Here is a 16,010-nt window from a genome sequence, read left to right on the forward strand (position 1 = left end):
GCCGCCTTGCCTGCTTCGCGGCGTGCGTGGGCCACCGCATACAGCGTGATGCCGGCCGCGACGGAAGCGTTCAACGATTCGACCATATTCGACATCGGGATACCGGCGATCGAATCGCAGTTCTCGCGCACCAGACGGCTCAGACCCTTGCCTTCCGAGCCGAGCACAACGATCAGCGGATCGCTTTCGAAACCGGTTTCGCCGACAAGCGCGTCACCGCCGCCGTCCAATCCGACGCAGTAGTAGCCGCGTTCCTTCAGACTCTGGATCGCCTTGGTCAGGTTCACCACACGGGCCACCGGCATATGTGCGGCGGCGCCCGCGGACACCTTCCATGCGGCCGCGGTGACCGAAGCGGAACGACGCTCCGGCAGAATCACGCCGTTCGCGCCGAACGCGGCCGCGGAACGGATGACCGCGCCGAGGTTCTGCGGATCGGTCACGCCGTCAAGCGCGATGAACAGCGGACGGGCCGCGATGCGGGCCGCTTCGGAATTGGCCGCCTCCATGGCGCGCGACTTCTTCGCGGCGCGGTCCGCCAGTTCGGCGAGCGAGGAGTACTGGAACGGCTGCGCCTTCAGCACGACGCCCTGATGGTTGGACGAACGCGCGATGCGGTCCATCTCCAGACGATCGGCCTCCAGCAGGTTCAGACCGTGGATGCCCGCCAAACGCACGATCTCACGGGTGCGGTCGTCATGCTCGATGCGCGTGGCGATATACAGCGTGGACGCCGGAACGCCGCAACGCAGCGCCTCCAGCACCGAATTGCGGCCGATGACCAGATCATCGGACTCGGACGTGAACTTCGCCGCGCGACGGCGTGCGGCCAGACGCGGATCGGCCATCTTGCGACGTTCGGCGTTCTTCTTCGCCTTGTAAGCCTTGTGATACACGCGGTCTTCGGCCTTGGGAGTCGGACCCTTGCCCCTCAACGCGTTACGATGCTTTCCACCCGACCCCTTGGTCGGTCCTTTTTTCAATGCCATAACTTCCTATTATCCCAGCACCCCGAGAAAACCACCGGTGCAATTGCCACCCCGTCAACTAGGATGGAGACAATGGAAAAGAAGAGAGCGTTTTTCGGATTGCCGTTCATGTTCTGGGGCCTGTGGGCCACCCTGCTGATTCTGTGGATGGGCAGATTCGTCAGCTCGTTTCTTTCCATGTATCTCGTCTCCGACATGCATGTGAGCGCCGGCGTGGCCGGCACCATCGTGTCCATGTACGGTTTCGGCGGCATCTTCGGCTGCCTGTACGGGGGAGCGCTGTCCGACCGGTTTGGGCGTCCCGCGATGATCATCGTCGGCAATCTGGGATCGGCGCTGATGCTGGTGCTGTTGGCCTTCATCGGCAATCCGTGGGTCATGGCGGCGGCATTGCTGGTCTATGGCGTGATCTCATCGGTGCCGACGCCCGCGGTCGCCGCGTATGTGTCCGATGTGGTGCCGTTCCGCGACCAGAAGCGCGCGTATTCCCTGCAGACCTGGGCCGCGAATTTCGGCTTCGCGATCGGACCGATCATCGCCAACCAGCTGGTGAAGATCTCCTATTCGCTGATGTTCTACGCGGAAGCCGCCGTGCTGGTATTCGCGACGATTCTCATGATCGTGTTCTTCAAGGAAGTGCGGTTGCACGCGCATGACGACGCCACCGCGCTTGCGCATGACGCGGAACACGGTAAAGCATCCTTGCCACGACGGCGGCCGGCCGCGTCTTCGGAGTTCTCGATCTGGCGCAGCTATCGCCGTGCATGCACCGACCAGGCGCTGATGTCGATGGTCGTGCTGATGTTCCTCTACACGCTCGCGTACTACCAGATCGTCAGCGGCCTGCCGATCGCGATGACGCAGATCGGACTCGGCACCGACGAATATTCCAGCTTGTTGACGATCAACGGCGGCATCCTGTGTTTGCTGCAGATTCCCGCGATCGCGGTGTTCCAACGGATGAGCAACACGCGCGTGCTGGTGCTCGGCATGCTGGTCACCGCGGTCGGCTACGCGTTCCAGATCGGCGCGGATTCGTGGGCGACGTTCGCCGTCGCCACCGTGCTGTGGACGCTCGGCGAGCTGGGCACGTTCCCGATCGCCGCGACGACGGTGGCGAACATCGCGCCGAAGGACGTGCGCGGCACGTACCAAGGGCTGTACAACCTGGTGTGGTCGTTGTCGAACGCATTCTCCCCATTGGTGGGCGGCTGGATTCTGAACGCGTTCGGCAGCCACGTGCTGTGGACCTGCTGCACGGTGATGTTCGTCATCGTGGCCATCGGGTTCCAAATCACGAAAGGGCCGCGTGAGCGGGCCGCCGCGCGAAATCTCGAAGCCGAAGAGGTGTAGTCGGAACCCCCTGCCAAGCCTTACGCGAAGCCATATCAAGGTGGATATCCACCGCATCGGCGTCGGACGGCCATGTAACACCGTCGTCATCAATGAGATATTCCGGAAACAACCGGGCAACACGTTGTAAAGCCGCTCCATGCACACTTGCCATGTTCGTTCAATGCTGTGAGAGAGGACAAGGCATATGGCGCATGTGGGAATACGGAAACTGGCAGTCACCGTCATCGCGGCCGCATCCGTGGTGTCGATGTCCGCCGGCTGCGGCTGGGGACGCACCGTGGCCGACAAGGAGGCGATGGAATCCAGCGGCTCCAACGAGCCCGCGCAAAGCTGCGTCGACACCAGCGGCGGCAACGTGAAAATCGGCTTCGTGAATTCATTGAGCGGCACGATGGCGATTTCCGAAAAAACGGTGTCCGATTCGCTGCACATGGCGGTGGACGAAATCAACGCCAAGGGCGGCGTGCTCGGCAAGAAACTCGAGGTCGTGCAGCAGGACGGCAAATCCGAGCCGGCGGTGTTCGCGGAAAAGGCCAAGACGCTGATCGAGAAGAACTGCGTCGCCGCGGTGTTCGGCGGCTGGACCTCCGCCTCGCGCAAAGCCATGAAGCCGGTGTTCGAAGCCGACAATGCCCTGCTGTTCTATCCGCTCCAATACGAAGGCATGGAATCCAGTCCGAACATCTTCTATTCGGGCGCCGCGCCGAACCAGCAGATCGTGCCCGCGCTCGACTATCTCAAGCAGCAGGGCCACAGGAAACTGTTCCTGGTCGGCTCCGACTACGTGTTCCCGCAAACCGCGAACCGCATCGTCAAGGCGTATGCGGAAGGCAACGGCATGGAAGTCGTCGGCGAGGAGTACACCCCGATGGGCTCCACCGATTTCAGCACCATCGTCAACAAGCTGAAAACCTCCGGCGCGGACGCGGTCGTCAACACGTTGAACGGCGATTCGAACGTGGCGTTCTTCAAGGAATACAAGGCATCCGGCATGCAAGCCGACACCCTGCCGGTGATCTCCATGTCGATCGCCGAGGAGGAAGTCGCCTCCATCGGCCTCGACAACGTCAAAGGCCAGCTGACCGCATGGAACTACTACCAGACCCTGGACAGCAAGGAAAACAAGAAGTTCGTGAAGGACTTCAAGGCGCGGTACGGCAAGGACCGTCCGACGTCCGACCCGATGGAATCCGCGTACACGTCCGTCTACCTGTGGAAGGCGATGGTCGAGAAGGCGAAGAGCTTCGCGGTGGACGATGTGAAGAAGGCCGCCGACGGCATCACCTTCGACGCCCCGGAAGGCAAGGTCACCGTCGATGGCGAGAACCACCACATCTACAAAACCTCGTACATCGGCAAGATCGGCGGGGATTCGCTGATCCACACCGTCTGGAAATCCAGCAAGGCCATCAAGCCCGACCCGTATCTCAAGACGTACCAGTGGGCGAAGAGCCTGCAAGGCGCGCAATCCGATGCTTCCGACTCGTCCGAGTCATCCAAGTAGCAAGAAAGGGGAACACGAATGAACATGCTATTGCCGCAAATCGTCGCGGGACTTTCGAATGGTTCGATTCTGCTGCTGGCCGCGCTCGGCCTGTCGCTGACCTTCGGCCAGATGGGCGTGATCAACAACGCGCACGGCGAATTCATGATGGCCGGCGCATACACGGCCTATGTGATGAGCTCGATTTTCTCCAGCAAGACGCTCGCCCTGGGCGTGGCGCTGATCGTCGGATTCGTGGTCGCCGGATTGTTGGGACTGCTGCTTGACGTGCTGTTGCTGTCACGCATGCGCGCCCGTCCGCTGGACACCCTGCTGGTGACGTTCGGCGTATCGCTGGTGCTGCAACAGCTCGCGCGAGACATCTTCGGATCGACCGGCGTGTATGCGAAGGCCCCGGATGCGTTGACCAAGCCGGTCACGATCCTCGGCTACAGCTTCCCGGCCTCGCGACTGTTCATCTTCGTATTGTCGATCATCTGCGTGGCCGCGCTGTACGCGGTGCTGAAGCTCACCCCGCTGGGCCGTCAGATCCGCGCGACCTCCGAAAACCGCGGTCTGGCCGAAGTCTCCGGCATCTCCACCGCGACCGTGGACCATCTGACCTTCTTCATCGGCTCCGGCATCGCCGGCATCGCGGGCGTCGCGCTGAGTCTGCTGAACTCCATCAGCTACAACTTCGGCACATCCTTCATCGTGCAGGCGTTCCTCGTGGTCGTCGCCGGCGGCGTCGGCCAGCTCAAGGGAGCGGTCATCGCCTCGTTCGTGCTCGGCCTGTGCCAGTCCGCGATCGAACTGCCCACATCATCGTCCATCGCCGAAATGTCGGTGTTCCTCATCGTCGTGGTCTTCCTGCAGTTCCGTCCGCAGGGTCTGGTCGCGGTGCGTTCCAGGAACCTGGCCTGAGACGGAAGGGAGCAACGACATGAACACCAATCTTTCCGCAACCGCTTTCCTCGGCAAATACCGTGCATGGATCGGCACGGCCATCGCGATTGCGCTGATTTTCCTCGCTCCGGCGCTGATGAGCACATACAGTCTGGGACTGCTTTCCAAATACCTGTGCTATGCGATGGTCGCGGTCGGCATCGGCCTCGCCTGGGGCCAGGGCGGCATGCTGACCTTGGGACAGGGACTGTTCTTCGGTCTGGGCGCGTACGTCATGGCCATCCATCTGAAGATCGAAGAGCTCGCGCCCGGCGCGGTGCCCGATTTCATGGCGCAGTATGGCATCACCAAGCTGCCGGGATTCTGGGAGCTCTTCCGCAACCCGGTGGTCGCCGTCATCGGTGTCGCCGCGGTGCCGGGCATCGTCGCGGCGGTGCTTGGCTGGGCCGTGTTCGGCAGGGGAGTGCGCGGCGCGTACTTCGCGATTCTTTCACAGGCGTTGGTCGCGGCGTTCGCCGTGCTGCTCATCGGACAGTCCAAGACCACGGGCGGCACCAACGGCCTGAACGATTTCTCCGGCTTCTTCGGCTACGATCTGACCGATCCGGCGAACAAGGAGATGATCTATTACATTTGCGCGTTCTGCGTGCTGGCCATGGTGCTCATCACCTACTGGATCCGCCACTCGTTCATGGGCGAGCTCATCATCGGCGTGCGCGACCAGGAGAACCGCATGAAGTTCCTCGGATACAATCCGGCCTCCATCAAGGTGTTCGCCTTCTCGCTCGCGGCCATGTTCGCCGGCATCGGCGGCGCGATGTTCGTGCCGGTCGTCGGCATCATCTCACCGTCCGACATCGACGTGACCCCGTCGATCATGATGCTCGCCGGCGTGGTGATCGGCGGCCGCACCACCCTGCTCGGCCCGGTCATCGGCACGCTGATCATCCGATTCGCGGAAACCCAGCTTTCCGAGGCGTATCCGGCCGCATGGACCTACGTCGAAGGCGCGATCTTCATTCTGGTCATCGCGTTCGCGCCGATGGGCCTCGGCCAGTTCAAGGGACTGTGGCCATGGCTCAAAGACAGACTGGGGCTTTCCGGCCCCGGCGCGAAGGCCGCGGGAGATTCCACGGCGGATATCGGAACGGGAACTGACACGGCGATCCCGGCAGGAACCACGGCAAAGGCGGTGAACGCATGAGCGACGAGAAGAACACCAACGACGTCGAACTGGAACAGCTGCGCGCCGAAATGCGGCAGATGCGCGACGAGGCACGCCAGATGCGTGACGAAGCCGCCAAAATGAAGACGGAAATCGAGCAGGAACGGCAACAGCTCGCCGAACGTCTCGCCTCGATCGACGCCCAAGGCGGCCAGTGGAACGACTATCTGGAAATACACGGTCTGCACGTCGAATTCGACGGTTTCGTGGCGGTCAAAGACATCGACCTTACCGTCATGCACGGCGACCTGCGGTTCCTGATCGGACCGAACGGCGCCGGCAAAACCACCATCATCGACGCCATCACCGGTCTGGTGCCGGCAAGCGGATCCGCGATGTTCGGCGGCGAGCAGCTGCTCGGCAAAAAGCCGAACGCCATCGTCAGACTTGGTGTGGGGCGCACGTTCCAAACCGCATCCGTGGTGGAGGAGCTGTCCGTGCTGCAGAACCTGCAGCTCGCCGAGGGCTTCCGCAAGAAAACCTCGGAACTGTTCGCCAAGCAGGGCGGCGCGTCGCAGAACATCCAGAAAATCCTGGAAGTGTGCAATCTCAAGGACGATGCCGACAAGCCGGCCGGCATTTTGCCGCACGGCAAGAAGCAGTGGCTGGAAATCGGCATGCTGCTCGTGCAGGACGCGCATCTGCTGCTGCTCGACGAACCGGTCGCGGGCATGACGCCGGCCGAACGACAGCAGACCGGCGAGCTGCTTCGCCAGATCAGCCGCAACCGCACCGTCGTCATCGTCGAGCACGACATGGATTTCATGCGCCAGTTCGCGGATTCGGTGACCGTGCTCAACCAAGGCCAGATTCTGGCCGAAGGCAGCGTCGAAGACATTCAGAACAACGAAGAGGTGGTCAGGATCTACCTCGGCGGCGACGGAGGAGACGATAAGTGATGGCAGGGAACATGTTGGAAGTCACAGGTCTGAAAACCGGATACGGCAAGGTGTCCGTGGTCAACGACATCGATTTCTCCGTCGCGCCCGGCGAATGGGTGAGCATCGTCGGCAACAACGGCGCCGGCAAGACCACCTTGCTGAAGTCGATTCTGGGATTGCTGCCGGTGACCGGCGGCACCGTCACGTTCGATGGCGTCGACATCACCAAAACCGCGCCGAACAAGCGCATCCGCATGGGCATGGCGTTCGTGCCGCAGGGACAGCAGTCCTTCGGACAGATGACGGTGGACGAGAACCTGCATGTGGTGGCGGACCAGTATGGTTCCGAGGCCAAGGCCCGCTACGACGAGGCGGTGGAGGCGTTCCCGGTGCTCAAGGAATTCACCGACCGGCGCGCGGGCCTGCTTTCCGGCGGCCAACGCCAGCAGCTGTCGATCGCGCGCGCGTTGATCACCCGACCGAAACTGATGATTCTCGACGAGCCCACCGAAGGCATCCAGCCGAACATCGTGGCGGAAATCCAGCAGTCGATTCGTTCGATGGCGGAGAACAAGGGCATCGGCGTGATTCTGGTCGAGCAGAAGGTGCAGTTCGCCGTCGAACGCGCGGACCGCTACTACGTGCTCGCGGCGGGACGGTTCATCGGCACCGGCGAGGGCGGTTCCGCCGCGGTCGCCGAAGCGAAGGCCGCCATGCGCGTGTGAACCCGGCCGCCATGCGCGAATCTTGGCCGATGCCGTGCGATCCGCCACGCACGGCAATGTGTTTCACGTGAAACACCGTGCTGGCGTCGGCAGGAAGTGCGTCCAAATTAACCCCTAGGTCATTCATCGGAAACGAGAACGGCCTAGGGTATCCCGCGACAAGGAGGAATCATGCACATCGTCAAACGAATCGCATCCGCGGGACTGCCGTACTATATGGGAACCGCCGCCCTGCACGTCCTCGGCATCGCCCTGCTCGTCGCGGCGTCCCGGCAGGCGCCGATGCTGCTCGGACTGGGATTGCTCGCCTACACGCTGGGACTGCGCCACGCGTTCGATGCCGACCATATCGCGGCGATCGACAACACCGTGCGCAAGCTCATCCAGCTCAAGCGCGACCCGAACGGCGTCGGATTCTTCTTCTCGCTCGGCCATTCGACGATCGTGTTCCTGATGGCGCTGCTGCTGGGTCTTTCCTCCAAATGGGCGCAGGCGCACATGCCGTTCTTCCAGGAGGTCGGCGGCTACATCGGCGCCACGGTCTCCGGAGTGTTCCTGATTCTCACCGCCGTGTTCAACGCCGTCGTGCTCGTCGACATGGTCCGCGTCTTCCGCTCGATGAAGGGGCATGCGGGCGCGTATGACGACGGATCCTTCGACGCCATGCTCGACTCGCGCGGCTTCATCTACCGCATCTTCGGCAGGATCTTCGCCTTCGTCGACAAAAGCTGGCATGTGTATCCGATCGGCCTGCTGTTCGGCCTGGGATTCGACACCGCCACCGAAGTCGCGTTGCTGGCCATGTCCGCCGGCGCCACGCAGTCCAACATTCCGCTGTACGGCACGCTGTGCCTGCCGATCCTGTTCGCCGCGGGCATGAACCTCATGGACACCACCGATTCGGTGATGATGTCCGGTGCGTACCAGTGGGCGTTCGACACCCCGGTGCGCAAGGTGTACTACAACCTGACCATCACCTCCGCGTCGGTGCTCGCCGCGGTGATGATCGGCCTGGTCGAGCTGCTGCAGGTCGCCGCCACCGCCATGAATCTGCAAAACGGGTTCTGGAATTGGGTGCAGGGCATCGACTTCAACTACCTTGGCTATGCGATGGTCGTGCTGTTCCTCGGCTTCTGGCTGGTTTCCATGATGATCTGGAAGTACGGCAAGGTCGAACAGCGCTGGTCGTGACCTCATACGGCAGACAAGGAATTTTCAAAGACTCACCACCGAGGACCGACCGCTGGGGAAGCCATTCCCCAGTGATTGATTCCCGACCACATTCGCACAAACACACATTGGGGGCTCTTCCATGAGACTGACACCAAGGGAAACCGACAAGCTGCTGCTGCATCTGGCAGGGGAGCTCGCCAAGGAACGCCGCGCGCGCGGCGTGAAACTCAACTACGCGGAAGCCATCGCGCTGATCAGCTCCGAAGTGGTCGAACGCGCCCGCGAAGGCAAAACCGTCGCGGAACTCATGCAATACGGACGCACCATCGTATCCGCGGACGACGTGATGCCGGGCGTCGCGGAAATGATTCCGGAAGTCGAAGTCGAAGCGACATTCCCCGACGGCACGAAACTCGTGTCCATCCACAATCCGATCGAAACCACCGAAGAACTCAAACCGGGCGAGTACATCCCCGCCGACGGCGATCTGGAACTCAACCCCGGTACCACGCCGATCGAAATCGACGTGACCAACACCGCCGACCGACCGATCCAGGTCGGATCCCACTTCCACTTCTTCGAAGTCAACAAATACCTGCGATTCGACCGCAAAGCCGCCTACGGCAAGCACCTCGACATCGCGGCCGGCACCGCCGTGCGATTCGAACCGGGAGAATCGCACCGCGTCAAACTCATCGATTTCGGCGGCACCCGCGAAATCCACGGATTCAACGCATTGACCGAAGGCAGACTCGACGATCCGGCCGTGCGCGAAGCCGCATTCGCCCGCGCGAAGGAACGCGGCTTCCTCGGTATCGAAGACGACGGAAAGGACGCGTGACATGAAAACCATCACCCGACGCGACTACGCGGGCATGTTCGGACCGACCACAGGCGACCGTGTGCGGCTTGGCGACACCAATCTGCTCATCGAAGTCGAAAAGGACTACACGCATTACGGCGACGAACTGAAATTCGGCGGCGGCAAATCCTTCCGTGATGGCATGGGACAATCCTCCGTGCAATCCGACGCCACCTCGCCGGACACCGTCATCACCAACGCCCTCATCGTCGACTACACCGGCATCTACAAAGCCGACATCGGCATCAAAGACGGCAAAATCAGCGCGATCGGCAAAGCAGGCAATCCGCAGACCATGGACGGCGTCACGCCCGGACTGGAAGTCGGCTCCGGCACCGAAGCCATCGCGGGCGAAGGACTCATCCTCACCGCGGGCGGACTGGACACGCACATCCACTTCATCGCGCCGCAACAGGTGCGCACGGCGCTCGCCGGCGGCGTGACCACCATGGTGGGCGGCGGCACCGGTCCCGCGGACGGCACCAACGCCACCACCTGCTCGCCGGGCGCGTTCCATCTTTCGCGGATGATCGAGGCGGCCGAGGCATTGCCGGTCAACATCGCATATCTCGGCAAGGGCAACGGTTCCACGGCGGAACCGTTGCGTGAGCAGATTCGCGCTGGCGCTGCCGGTCTGAAGATCCACGAGGATTGGGGCGCGACGCCCGCCGTGATCGACACCTGTCTCGGCGTCGCCGACGAAATGGACGTGCAGGTCGCCATCCACACCGACACCCTGAACGAGGGCGGCTGCGTGGAAGACACCATCGCCGCGCTCAAGGGGCGTACCATCCACACGTACCATACGGAAGGCGCCGGCGGCGGCCACGCGCCCGACATCATCCGCGCGGCGAGCTTCCCGAACGTGCTGCCGAGCTCCACGAATCCGACCATGCCGTTCACACGCAACACCATCGACGAGCATCTCGACATGATGATGGTCACGCATCACCTCGACCGCCATGTGCCCGAAGACATCGCCTTCGCGGATTCGCGCATCCGCCCGGAGACCATCGGCGCGGAGGACGTGCTGCACGATATGGGACTGATCTCCATGATGAGCTCCGATTCCCAGGCGATGGGCCGCGTCGGCGAGGTCATCACCCGCACATGGCAGACCGCCGACAAGATGAAGAAGCAGCGCGGTCCGTTGCCGGAGGATGAGCACGACAACAACCGCAACGACAACTTCCGCGTGAAGCGGTACGTGTCGAAATACACCATCAATCCGGCCATCACGCACGGCATCTCCGACTACGTCGGTTCCGTGGAAGTCGGCAAAATGGCGGATCTGGTGCTGTGGCAGCCCGCATTGTTCGGCGCGAAGCCGGAAATGGTGATCAAGGGCGGCTCGATTCTGTTCGCCCGCATGGGCGATGCGAACGCGTCCATCCCGACGCCGGAGCCGGTGCTGTACCGCGACATGTTCGGCGCCACCGGCAAGGCGCTCGGCTCGTCCTGCGCGACATTCGTCTCGCAAGCCGCGTACGACGCCGACATCAAGGGGCGTTTGGGCCTGTCGCGTGCGGTGCTTCCGGTGCGCCGTTGCCGCACGATCGGCAAGAAGGATCTGAAGTTCAATGACACGATCGCCGACATCCGCGTGAATCCGGAGACGTTCCAGGTGAGCGTCGACGGCGAGCCGGTGTACAGCGATCCGGCCACGGAACTGCCGCTGGCGCAGCGATACTTCCTGTTCTGATTTTGTTTGGTTGCGTCGGTTGCTCCGATTGCTCGGATGGTGCCGGCCGCTTGATTGCACCGGCCATTCTGGGCAATGTCGCGTTGGATTAGAAGAGCGGCGACATTGCCCGGAACGGTGCTTTCGCGCACTGGGCCTCAGCGCACCAGACCGGCAACGTCACTGATGAAATCGAACGCCTCGTCGCCGCGCGCGGTGAGCAATCGCACCGCGATGCCGTTCACTTGGCGGCTCACGCCGAGTTCCCCATGGAATCCATGATCCTCGGCATAGCCGCGGATATTGGTAATCAGTGCGTCCTCGGCGGCGGTGCGGTCCGTTTGCTCGTCGCCGCGGATGCCGGAGCCTTGCCCGCCTTGTTGCGGCAGGTGGATGTACGCCATGCCGCAATGCGTGTATTCGCGCCACATCGCCATCTCCGTGTAATCGAACCGTTCCGGCTCCAATAGCAGACGATCGGCGAACGCCAATCGTGGAATCGGCTGCCCGGCATCGTTGCGCGGGCGTCCGCGATGGGGCGCGCGGGAATTCGAATCGTCCGGATAATCCACGTATATGCGCAAGGTGTTCGAAAATCGGCGCATCCGCCATATTTCGCCCATGCCGACGCGCCCGCAGGTCACCACGTCCGCATACACGAATGTGGACTCCGGGCTGATATGCGCGGTCGTGACGTTCGAGAACGTCGAATGCGCGAAAGGAATCACCGGAAACGGCAGGAACACGGCCTTGGCGTCGCCCTGCACGGTCAGGTCGATGGTGCGCTTCGCCTCGCCGTCCGCGGTGTCGAGCACCTTTTCATAGCTTTGCGTCTGCATGGTGGTGTCGGTGCCCGCGCCGAACGTGCAGTAGATATGCGCGATATCGCCTTTGAGGAAGCCGGGGGAGGCGAGCATGACCATGCAATCCGTGTGCGCGTCATGGTGAAACGGCGTCATCAATTTGAATGGCGCCTCGAAATACAGGTCGTCCACTTTGGTGCGCCCATGGCGGAACGCGGTGGTCATGCGGAATGTGCTTTCCGGCATTGTGCCTCCCCGGTTGCGATTGCGTGTTTTGCGGGATGTTCGATGAGATGATTGCCCGTGCCGCAAAACGTTGCCGTATATGCGGCGGTGCGTCGCAAGCCAGTCGAACGCGTGGTATGTGATTCGGTGTGATTCTGTACGATTCGGACACGCGCGTTCGGCCGGCGATCATCGGCGCGCGGTCATTGCATGTCTTCGAACAGCACCGACTTCTTGATCCAGTCGATGACGTCGTCGACGCCCTTGTCGTTCATCAGGTCGGTGAAGATGTACGGACGGCCGTTGCGCATCTTCTCCGAATCGCGGGCCATGACGTTGAGGTCGGCGTGCACGAGGTCGGCGATGTCGGTTTTGTTGATGACCAGCAGGTCGGAGCGCGTGACGCCAGGGCCGCCCTTGCGCGGGATCTTGTCGCCTTCGTCGGTGGCGATCACATAGATGGTCGCGTCGGCGAGATCCGGGCTGAACGTCGCCGACAGGTTGTCGCCGCCGGATTCCACGAAGATGATGTCCACATCGGGATGGGATTCGGCCATGGCCTCGCAGGCTTCCAGATTCATCGAGCAGTCCTCGCGGATGGCGGTGTGCGGGCAACCGCCGGTTTCGACGCCGACGATGCGGTCCTCGGGCAGGCGCGAGTTGGCGATCAGGAACTCCGCGTCCTCCTTGGTGTAGATGTCGTTGGTGACCACGCAGATGCTGTAATCGTCGGCCATTTTGCGGGTCAGTCGTTCGATCAGCGCGGTTTTGCCGGATCCGACCGGGCCGGCGATTCCGATACGTACGTAGCTCATGGTGTTTCCTTTCGTTGAAGGTTGTGTGGTTGGTCTGGATGCGTCCAATCGATTTGGGTTGGCTGATACTTGATCAGCTCATGTACAGACGTGAGTACAAGGTTTCGTGCTGCATCGCGGCGATGTCGATATACGCTCCGGAGATGCCGAGGTCGTCGGGTTTGAGCGTGAACGCGAGATCCACCGCCGCGACGATTTCGGAGCGTGCGCGGTTGAGCGCCACCTGGCCGGCGAACTGGCTGATCGGCACGGCTTTCACCGCGCAGACGGTCAATGCGCTCAGCAGCGAATAGCAGTACGTCACCGCAGCTTCGCGCAATGATGGCGCGCGATCCGCCGCGAACAGACCCATGGCGATGCTGTGCAGTCCGAGGCATGTTCCATTGTCGATGAGCCGCTTGTAACGGTCGAGGTGCGGGATTGTGCGGGGTGCGGCATTTGCGGAATGTGGCATTCGCCGCGACTGGTTGCGTGCCGTTATGCCGGATGCCATTGCGCCGGGAGCCGACGAGGTGGAAGCCGTTTCGCAGTGCGGTGCCGTGTCGGGCGACGCTGTGCTGGACGTTGCCGTATCGCGCATGAGCGTCATCGACTTCGGTTTGTTCGTCTTTCCGGTTTTTGATGGCGGAACGTGCCGCGCATCTCGTGCGTCGGCGGGCTGCAGCGGCCGCTCTTCCATCTGATCGGCCAGTTTGATCATGCGCTTGCACATGCGCGTCTGCCCATCGCGGATTTCCCTTGCGGACTGCAATGCCGCGCACAGCGCGTCCAAGTCGGCGATTTTCCGGTCGAAACCGGCGTCGGAGACCCTGCCGTCCATGGCGATTTTGCCGGCGATCACCATTTGTCCGATTTCGCGGTATGCGGCGACCTCGAGATAGTTCTTGAGATACTGTTCGAAATCGCCGGAAGTCCGCAGAAAATCGCGCTGCACGAAGGTCTCCATGCCGTTGGACAGCGCGAACGCGCCAACGGGGAATACGCTGTCGCATACCTGCAGCACCGACAGACGGCGCATCTCGCGCTCGTCGGCGGAATAATCCGTATGGTTCATGGCTTCCTCGATGTTTTCCGTGCATGTTTCACGTGAAACATGCGATGTGTGACATGGTCGGGGCCGTGTTCAGTGCGTGTGCCAGGTGTGGCCGCCGTCATGGGAGTGCATGCCATCCGCGCGGTGCAGCACGCCGTTCATTTCGTAAACGCCGTCGGAATCGTGCATGTGCCCGGAATCGTGTCCGGCATCATGTGCATGATGATGCTCGTGGTTTTCGGGAGCCTCGTGGGAGTGGGGGATGTGCCGTTCCGCTTCCTCCTGCTCCTCGGCCAGATCGCCGGTGGTTTTGTTCGTGCCCGGCACGATGGTGCCCGAACCGGCGTGCGCCTTGACGATGAGGAATCCGTCGAAACCACCCTCGACGATGTGCGGCTCGAAGCCGATCTTCTTGGTGTATTCCATCGTCGGATGGTCGTAAGGCACCAGAACGCGGTCATCCTCTACTTTCAGGCTCAGATGGCGATTGCCCAGTTCGAAGCACAGACGGCCCATCTCCTTCATCGTATGGACAGGAATCTCGATGAGCTGCGCGGTGCGGATGCGCGCGAAATACCGCTTGTCATCGGTTTCGGCAAGCACATCGCCGTCCTTGATGGTCTTGCCGACGGCGATGCCGAATTCGGTGCCGTCTTCGGCCACTTTGCGCATACGCTTTTTGTCGGTTTCGAACCACTCGAACTCGATGGGGACGTTGAGCTTGCCGTCGGAGAACGAATCGGAAATAATATTGCCGGAAATTCGGTTGGCGATCATTCGCTTACTGCCGCCTTTCATTCGTGGCTGTCGATATAACGTGCACACACGCTAGCCATGAAAAAGCGCAAAAATGTAAACGTCAGGAAACGGCTGTCGAAACACGTTCCGCCAATGGTGGGGCAACCCGTCGTTCCGGCTGAAACCGCGTCTGCCGATTGCCCATAGGCGGCTATGCCAGACTTTGCCTGCCAAGGTAAGGTGCATCGCCATCCGTGATCCAGCTGTTCCGTCAGCTGGATCACGGTGTTTGCTGACAGGCTGCGCGGCCTCGTCGGTCGGCATCGACGGGGCCGCGGGAATGCCGGATCGCTCCGGCGTGGAGCCCAGCGTGGAATTTAGCCGATATGGCGTTCGAAGCGCTTGAAACCGAGAATATGGTCGATTTCCGCCAATGCGTCGGCCGGCAGCGTGACGCCCGACGCGGCGAGGCTGGAATCCAACTGCGACGGCTTGGAAGCGCCCACGATCACCGAGCTGATGGTTGGCAGGCGTAGAATCCAGGCCAATGCCAGCGTCGGCATCTTCAATCCCAGCTCATCGGCGACGCCAAGCAATTGCTCGACCTTGTCGAGGTTCTCGTCGGTCAGCAGGTCGTTGATCTGATGGTCCGACTGCCATGTGGCGCGCGAGCCGGCCGGAATCGGCTGGCCTTTGCGGTATTTGCCGGTCAGCAGCCCCTGCGCCAGCGGTGAGAACGGCGTGATGCCGATGCCGTAGTAATCGCAGGTGTCCACGATCTCATGCTCGATATAGCGGTCGACCATGTTGTATTCCGGCTGCACCACCGTCAACGGATGCAGGTGGCGTTCAGAGATGATGCGCTCCGCACGTTCGATGCGCGCGGCGCTCCATTCCTCGCTCACGCCGTAATACAGGATCTTGCCTTGGTCCACCAGGTCGCTCAACGCCTGCAGCGTCTCCTCCAACGGCGTCGTCGGGTCGAAACGATGGCAGTAGTACAGGTCGATGTAGTCGGTGTTGAGGTTCTTCAGGGAACGGTCGCAGTTGTTGAAGATGTGCTTGCGGCTCAATCCGCGGCCGTTCACGGAATCGCCGGTCGGGAAGAACACCTT

Annotated in this window: 15 protein-coding genes; 9 read left to right on the plus strand and 6 right to left on the minus strand. The window is 61.8% G+C overall.

Annotated features, from left to right (window positions below):
• On the minus strand, nt 1-989 hold a 989-nt coding region (gene rlmB / locus B3C64_RS02110; protein WP_291533379.1), incomplete at its 3' end, for a 23S rRNA (guanosine(2251)-2'-O)-methyltransferase RlmB.
• 72 nt (nt 990-1,061) lie between these two features.
• Here rlmB and B3C64_RS02115 point away from each other — a divergent pair.
• The 9 genes from B3C64_RS02115 (at nt 1,062) to ureC (ending at nt 11,302) form a co-directional block, all read left to right on the plus strand.
• Nucleotides 1,062-2,342: an MDR family MFS transporter gene (locus B3C64_RS02115; RefSeq protein WP_291533381.1), complete on the plus strand. Its 1,281-nt coding sequence runs from the start codon at nt 1,062-1,064 to the stop codon at nt 2,340-2,342.
• 187 nt (nt 2,343-2,529) lie between these two features.
• Nucleotides 2,530-3,849, plus strand: a complete 1,320-nt coding sequence (urtA, locus tag B3C64_RS02120; RefSeq protein ID WP_291533383.1) for an urea ABC transporter substrate-binding protein — start codon at nt 2,530-2,532, stop codon at nt 3,847-3,849.
• Between the two features lie 18 nt (nt 3,850-3,867).
• On the plus strand, nt 3,868-4,752 hold the full coding sequence (gene urtB / locus B3C64_RS02125; protein ID WP_291533385.1) for an urea ABC transporter permease subunit UrtB: 885 nt from the start codon (nt 3,868-3,870) through the stop codon (nt 4,750-4,752).
• Nucleotides 4,753-4,771: 19 nt separating this feature from the next.
• The gene (gene urtC / locus B3C64_RS02130) at nt 4,772-5,938 is read left to right on the plus strand and encodes an urea ABC transporter permease subunit UrtC (RefSeq protein ID WP_291533387.1); all 1,167 of its coding nucleotides are present in this window, start codon (nt 4,772-4,774) and stop codon (nt 5,936-5,938) included.
• Nucleotides 5,935-6,858: an urea ABC transporter ATP-binding protein UrtD gene (urtD, locus tag B3C64_RS02135; protein WP_291533390.1), complete on the plus strand. Its 924-nt coding sequence runs from the start codon at nt 5,935-5,937 to the stop codon at nt 6,856-6,858. Before urtC ends, urtD begins: the two co-directional genes overlap by 4 nt.
• On the plus strand, nt 6,858-7,565 hold the full coding sequence (urtE, locus tag B3C64_RS02140; protein WP_291533392.1) for an urea ABC transporter ATP-binding subunit UrtE: 708 nt from the start codon (nt 6,858-6,860) through the stop codon (nt 7,563-7,565). Before urtD ends, urtE begins: the two co-directional genes overlap by 1 nt.
• A gap of 171 nt (nt 7,566-7,736) precedes the next feature.
• The gene (locus B3C64_RS02145; RefSeq protein WP_291533394.1) at nt 7,737-8,756 is read left to right on the plus strand and encodes a HoxN/HupN/NixA family nickel/cobalt transporter; all 1,020 of its coding nucleotides are present in this window, start codon (nt 7,737-7,739) and stop codon (nt 8,754-8,756) included.
• 121 nt (nt 8,757-8,877) lie between these two features.
• Entirely contained in the window at nt 8,878-9,579 is a 702-nt protein-coding gene (gene ureA / locus B3C64_RS02150; protein ID WP_291533396.1) for an urease subunit gamma, read from the plus strand.
• Between the two features lies 1 nt (nt 9,580).
• Nucleotides 9,581-11,302, plus strand: coding sequence for an urease subunit alpha (gene ureC / locus B3C64_RS02155; RefSeq protein WP_291533397.1), 1,722 nt, complete (start codon nt 9,581-9,583; stop codon nt 11,300-11,302).
• A 137-nt stretch (nt 11,303-11,439) separates the two neighbouring features.
• Here the strand turns inward: ureC and B3C64_RS02160 are convergent, their stop codons facing one another.
• From B3C64_RS02160 to B3C64_RS02180, 5 genes are all read right to left on the minus strand, one after another.
• Entirely contained in the window at nt 11,440-12,330 is an 891-nt protein-coding gene (locus B3C64_RS02160; protein WP_291533399.1) for an urease accessory protein UreD, read from the minus strand.
• A 182-nt stretch (nt 12,331-12,512) separates the two neighbouring features.
• Nucleotides 12,513-13,124 carry an urease accessory protein UreG gene (ureG, locus tag B3C64_RS02165; RefSeq protein ID WP_291533401.1) on the minus strand — a complete coding sequence of 204 codons (612 nt, stop codon included), beginning with the start codon at nt 13,122-13,124 and terminating at the stop codon, nt 12,513-12,515.
• A 73-nt stretch (nt 13,125-13,197) separates the two neighbouring features.
• Nucleotides 13,198-14,178, minus strand: coding sequence for an urease accessory protein UreF (locus B3C64_RS02170; protein ID WP_291533403.1), 981 nt, complete (start codon nt 14,176-14,178; stop codon nt 13,198-13,200).
• A 69-nt stretch (nt 14,179-14,247) separates the two neighbouring features.
• Nucleotides 14,248-14,934: an urease accessory protein UreE gene (locus B3C64_RS02175; RefSeq protein ID WP_291533405.1), complete on the minus strand. Its 687-nt coding sequence runs from the start codon at nt 14,932-14,934 to the stop codon at nt 14,248-14,250.
• A gap of 338 nt (nt 14,935-15,272) precedes the next feature.
• Nucleotides 15,273-16,010: aldo/keto reductase (locus B3C64_RS02180; protein ID WP_291533407.1), on the minus strand; the 738-nt coding region annotated here is incomplete at its 5' end.

This window comes from Bifidobacterium sp. UBA6881 (genome assembly GCA_002451435.1).
In the GTDB taxonomy this organism is placed as follows: Bacteria; Actinomycetota; Actinomycetes; order Actinomycetales; family Bifidobacteriaceae; genus Bifidobacterium.

What these genes read in the sequence shown, in the direction of transcription:
- B3C64_RS02115 (WP_291533381.1), top strand. Translation starts at nt 1,062, where the DNA reads ATGGAAAAGAAGAGAGCGTTTTTCGGATTGCCGTTCATGTTCTGGGGC.
- urtA (WP_291533383.1), top strand. Translation starts at nt 2,530, where the DNA reads ATGGCGCATGTGGGAATACGGAAACTGGCAGTCACCGTCATCGCGGCC.
- urtB (WP_291533385.1), top strand. Translation starts at nt 3,868, where the DNA reads ATGAACATGCTATTGCCGCAAATCGTCGCGGGACTTTCGAATGGTTCG.
- urtC (WP_291533387.1), top strand. Translation starts at nt 4,772, where the DNA reads ATGAACACCAATCTTTCCGCAACCGCTTTCCTCGGCAAATACCGTGCA.
- urtD (WP_291533390.1), top strand. Translation starts at nt 5,935, where the DNA reads ATGAGCGACGAGAAGAACACCAACGACGTCGAACTGGAACAGCTGCGC.
- urtE (WP_291533392.1), top strand. Translation starts at nt 6,858, where the DNA reads ATGGCAGGGAACATGTTGGAAGTCACAGGTCTGAAAACCGGATACGGC.
- B3C64_RS02145 (WP_291533394.1), top strand. Translation starts at nt 7,737, where the DNA reads ATGCACATCGTCAAACGAATCGCATCCGCGGGACTGCCGTACTATATG.
- ureA (WP_291533396.1), top strand. Translation starts at nt 8,878, where the DNA reads ATGAGACTGACACCAAGGGAAACCGACAAGCTGCTGCTGCATCTGGCA.
- ureC (WP_291533397.1), top strand. Translation starts at nt 9,581, where the DNA reads ATGAAAACCATCACCCGACGCGACTACGCGGGCATGTTCGGACCGACC.
- B3C64_RS02160 (WP_291533399.1), bottom strand. Translation starts at nt 12,330, where the DNA reads ATGCCGGAAAGCACATTCCGCATGACCACCGCGTTCCGCCATGGGCGC.
- ureG (WP_291533401.1), bottom strand. Translation starts at nt 13,124, where the DNA reads ATGAGCTACGTACGTATCGGAATCGCCGGCCCGGTCGGATCCGGCAAA.
- B3C64_RS02170 (WP_291533403.1), bottom strand. Translation starts at nt 14,178, where the DNA reads ATGAACCATACGGATTATTCCGCCGACGAGCGCGAGATGCGCCGTCTG.
- B3C64_RS02175 (WP_291533405.1), bottom strand. Translation starts at nt 14,934, where the DNA reads ATGATCGCCAACCGAATTTCCGGCAATATTATTTCCGATTCGTTCTCC.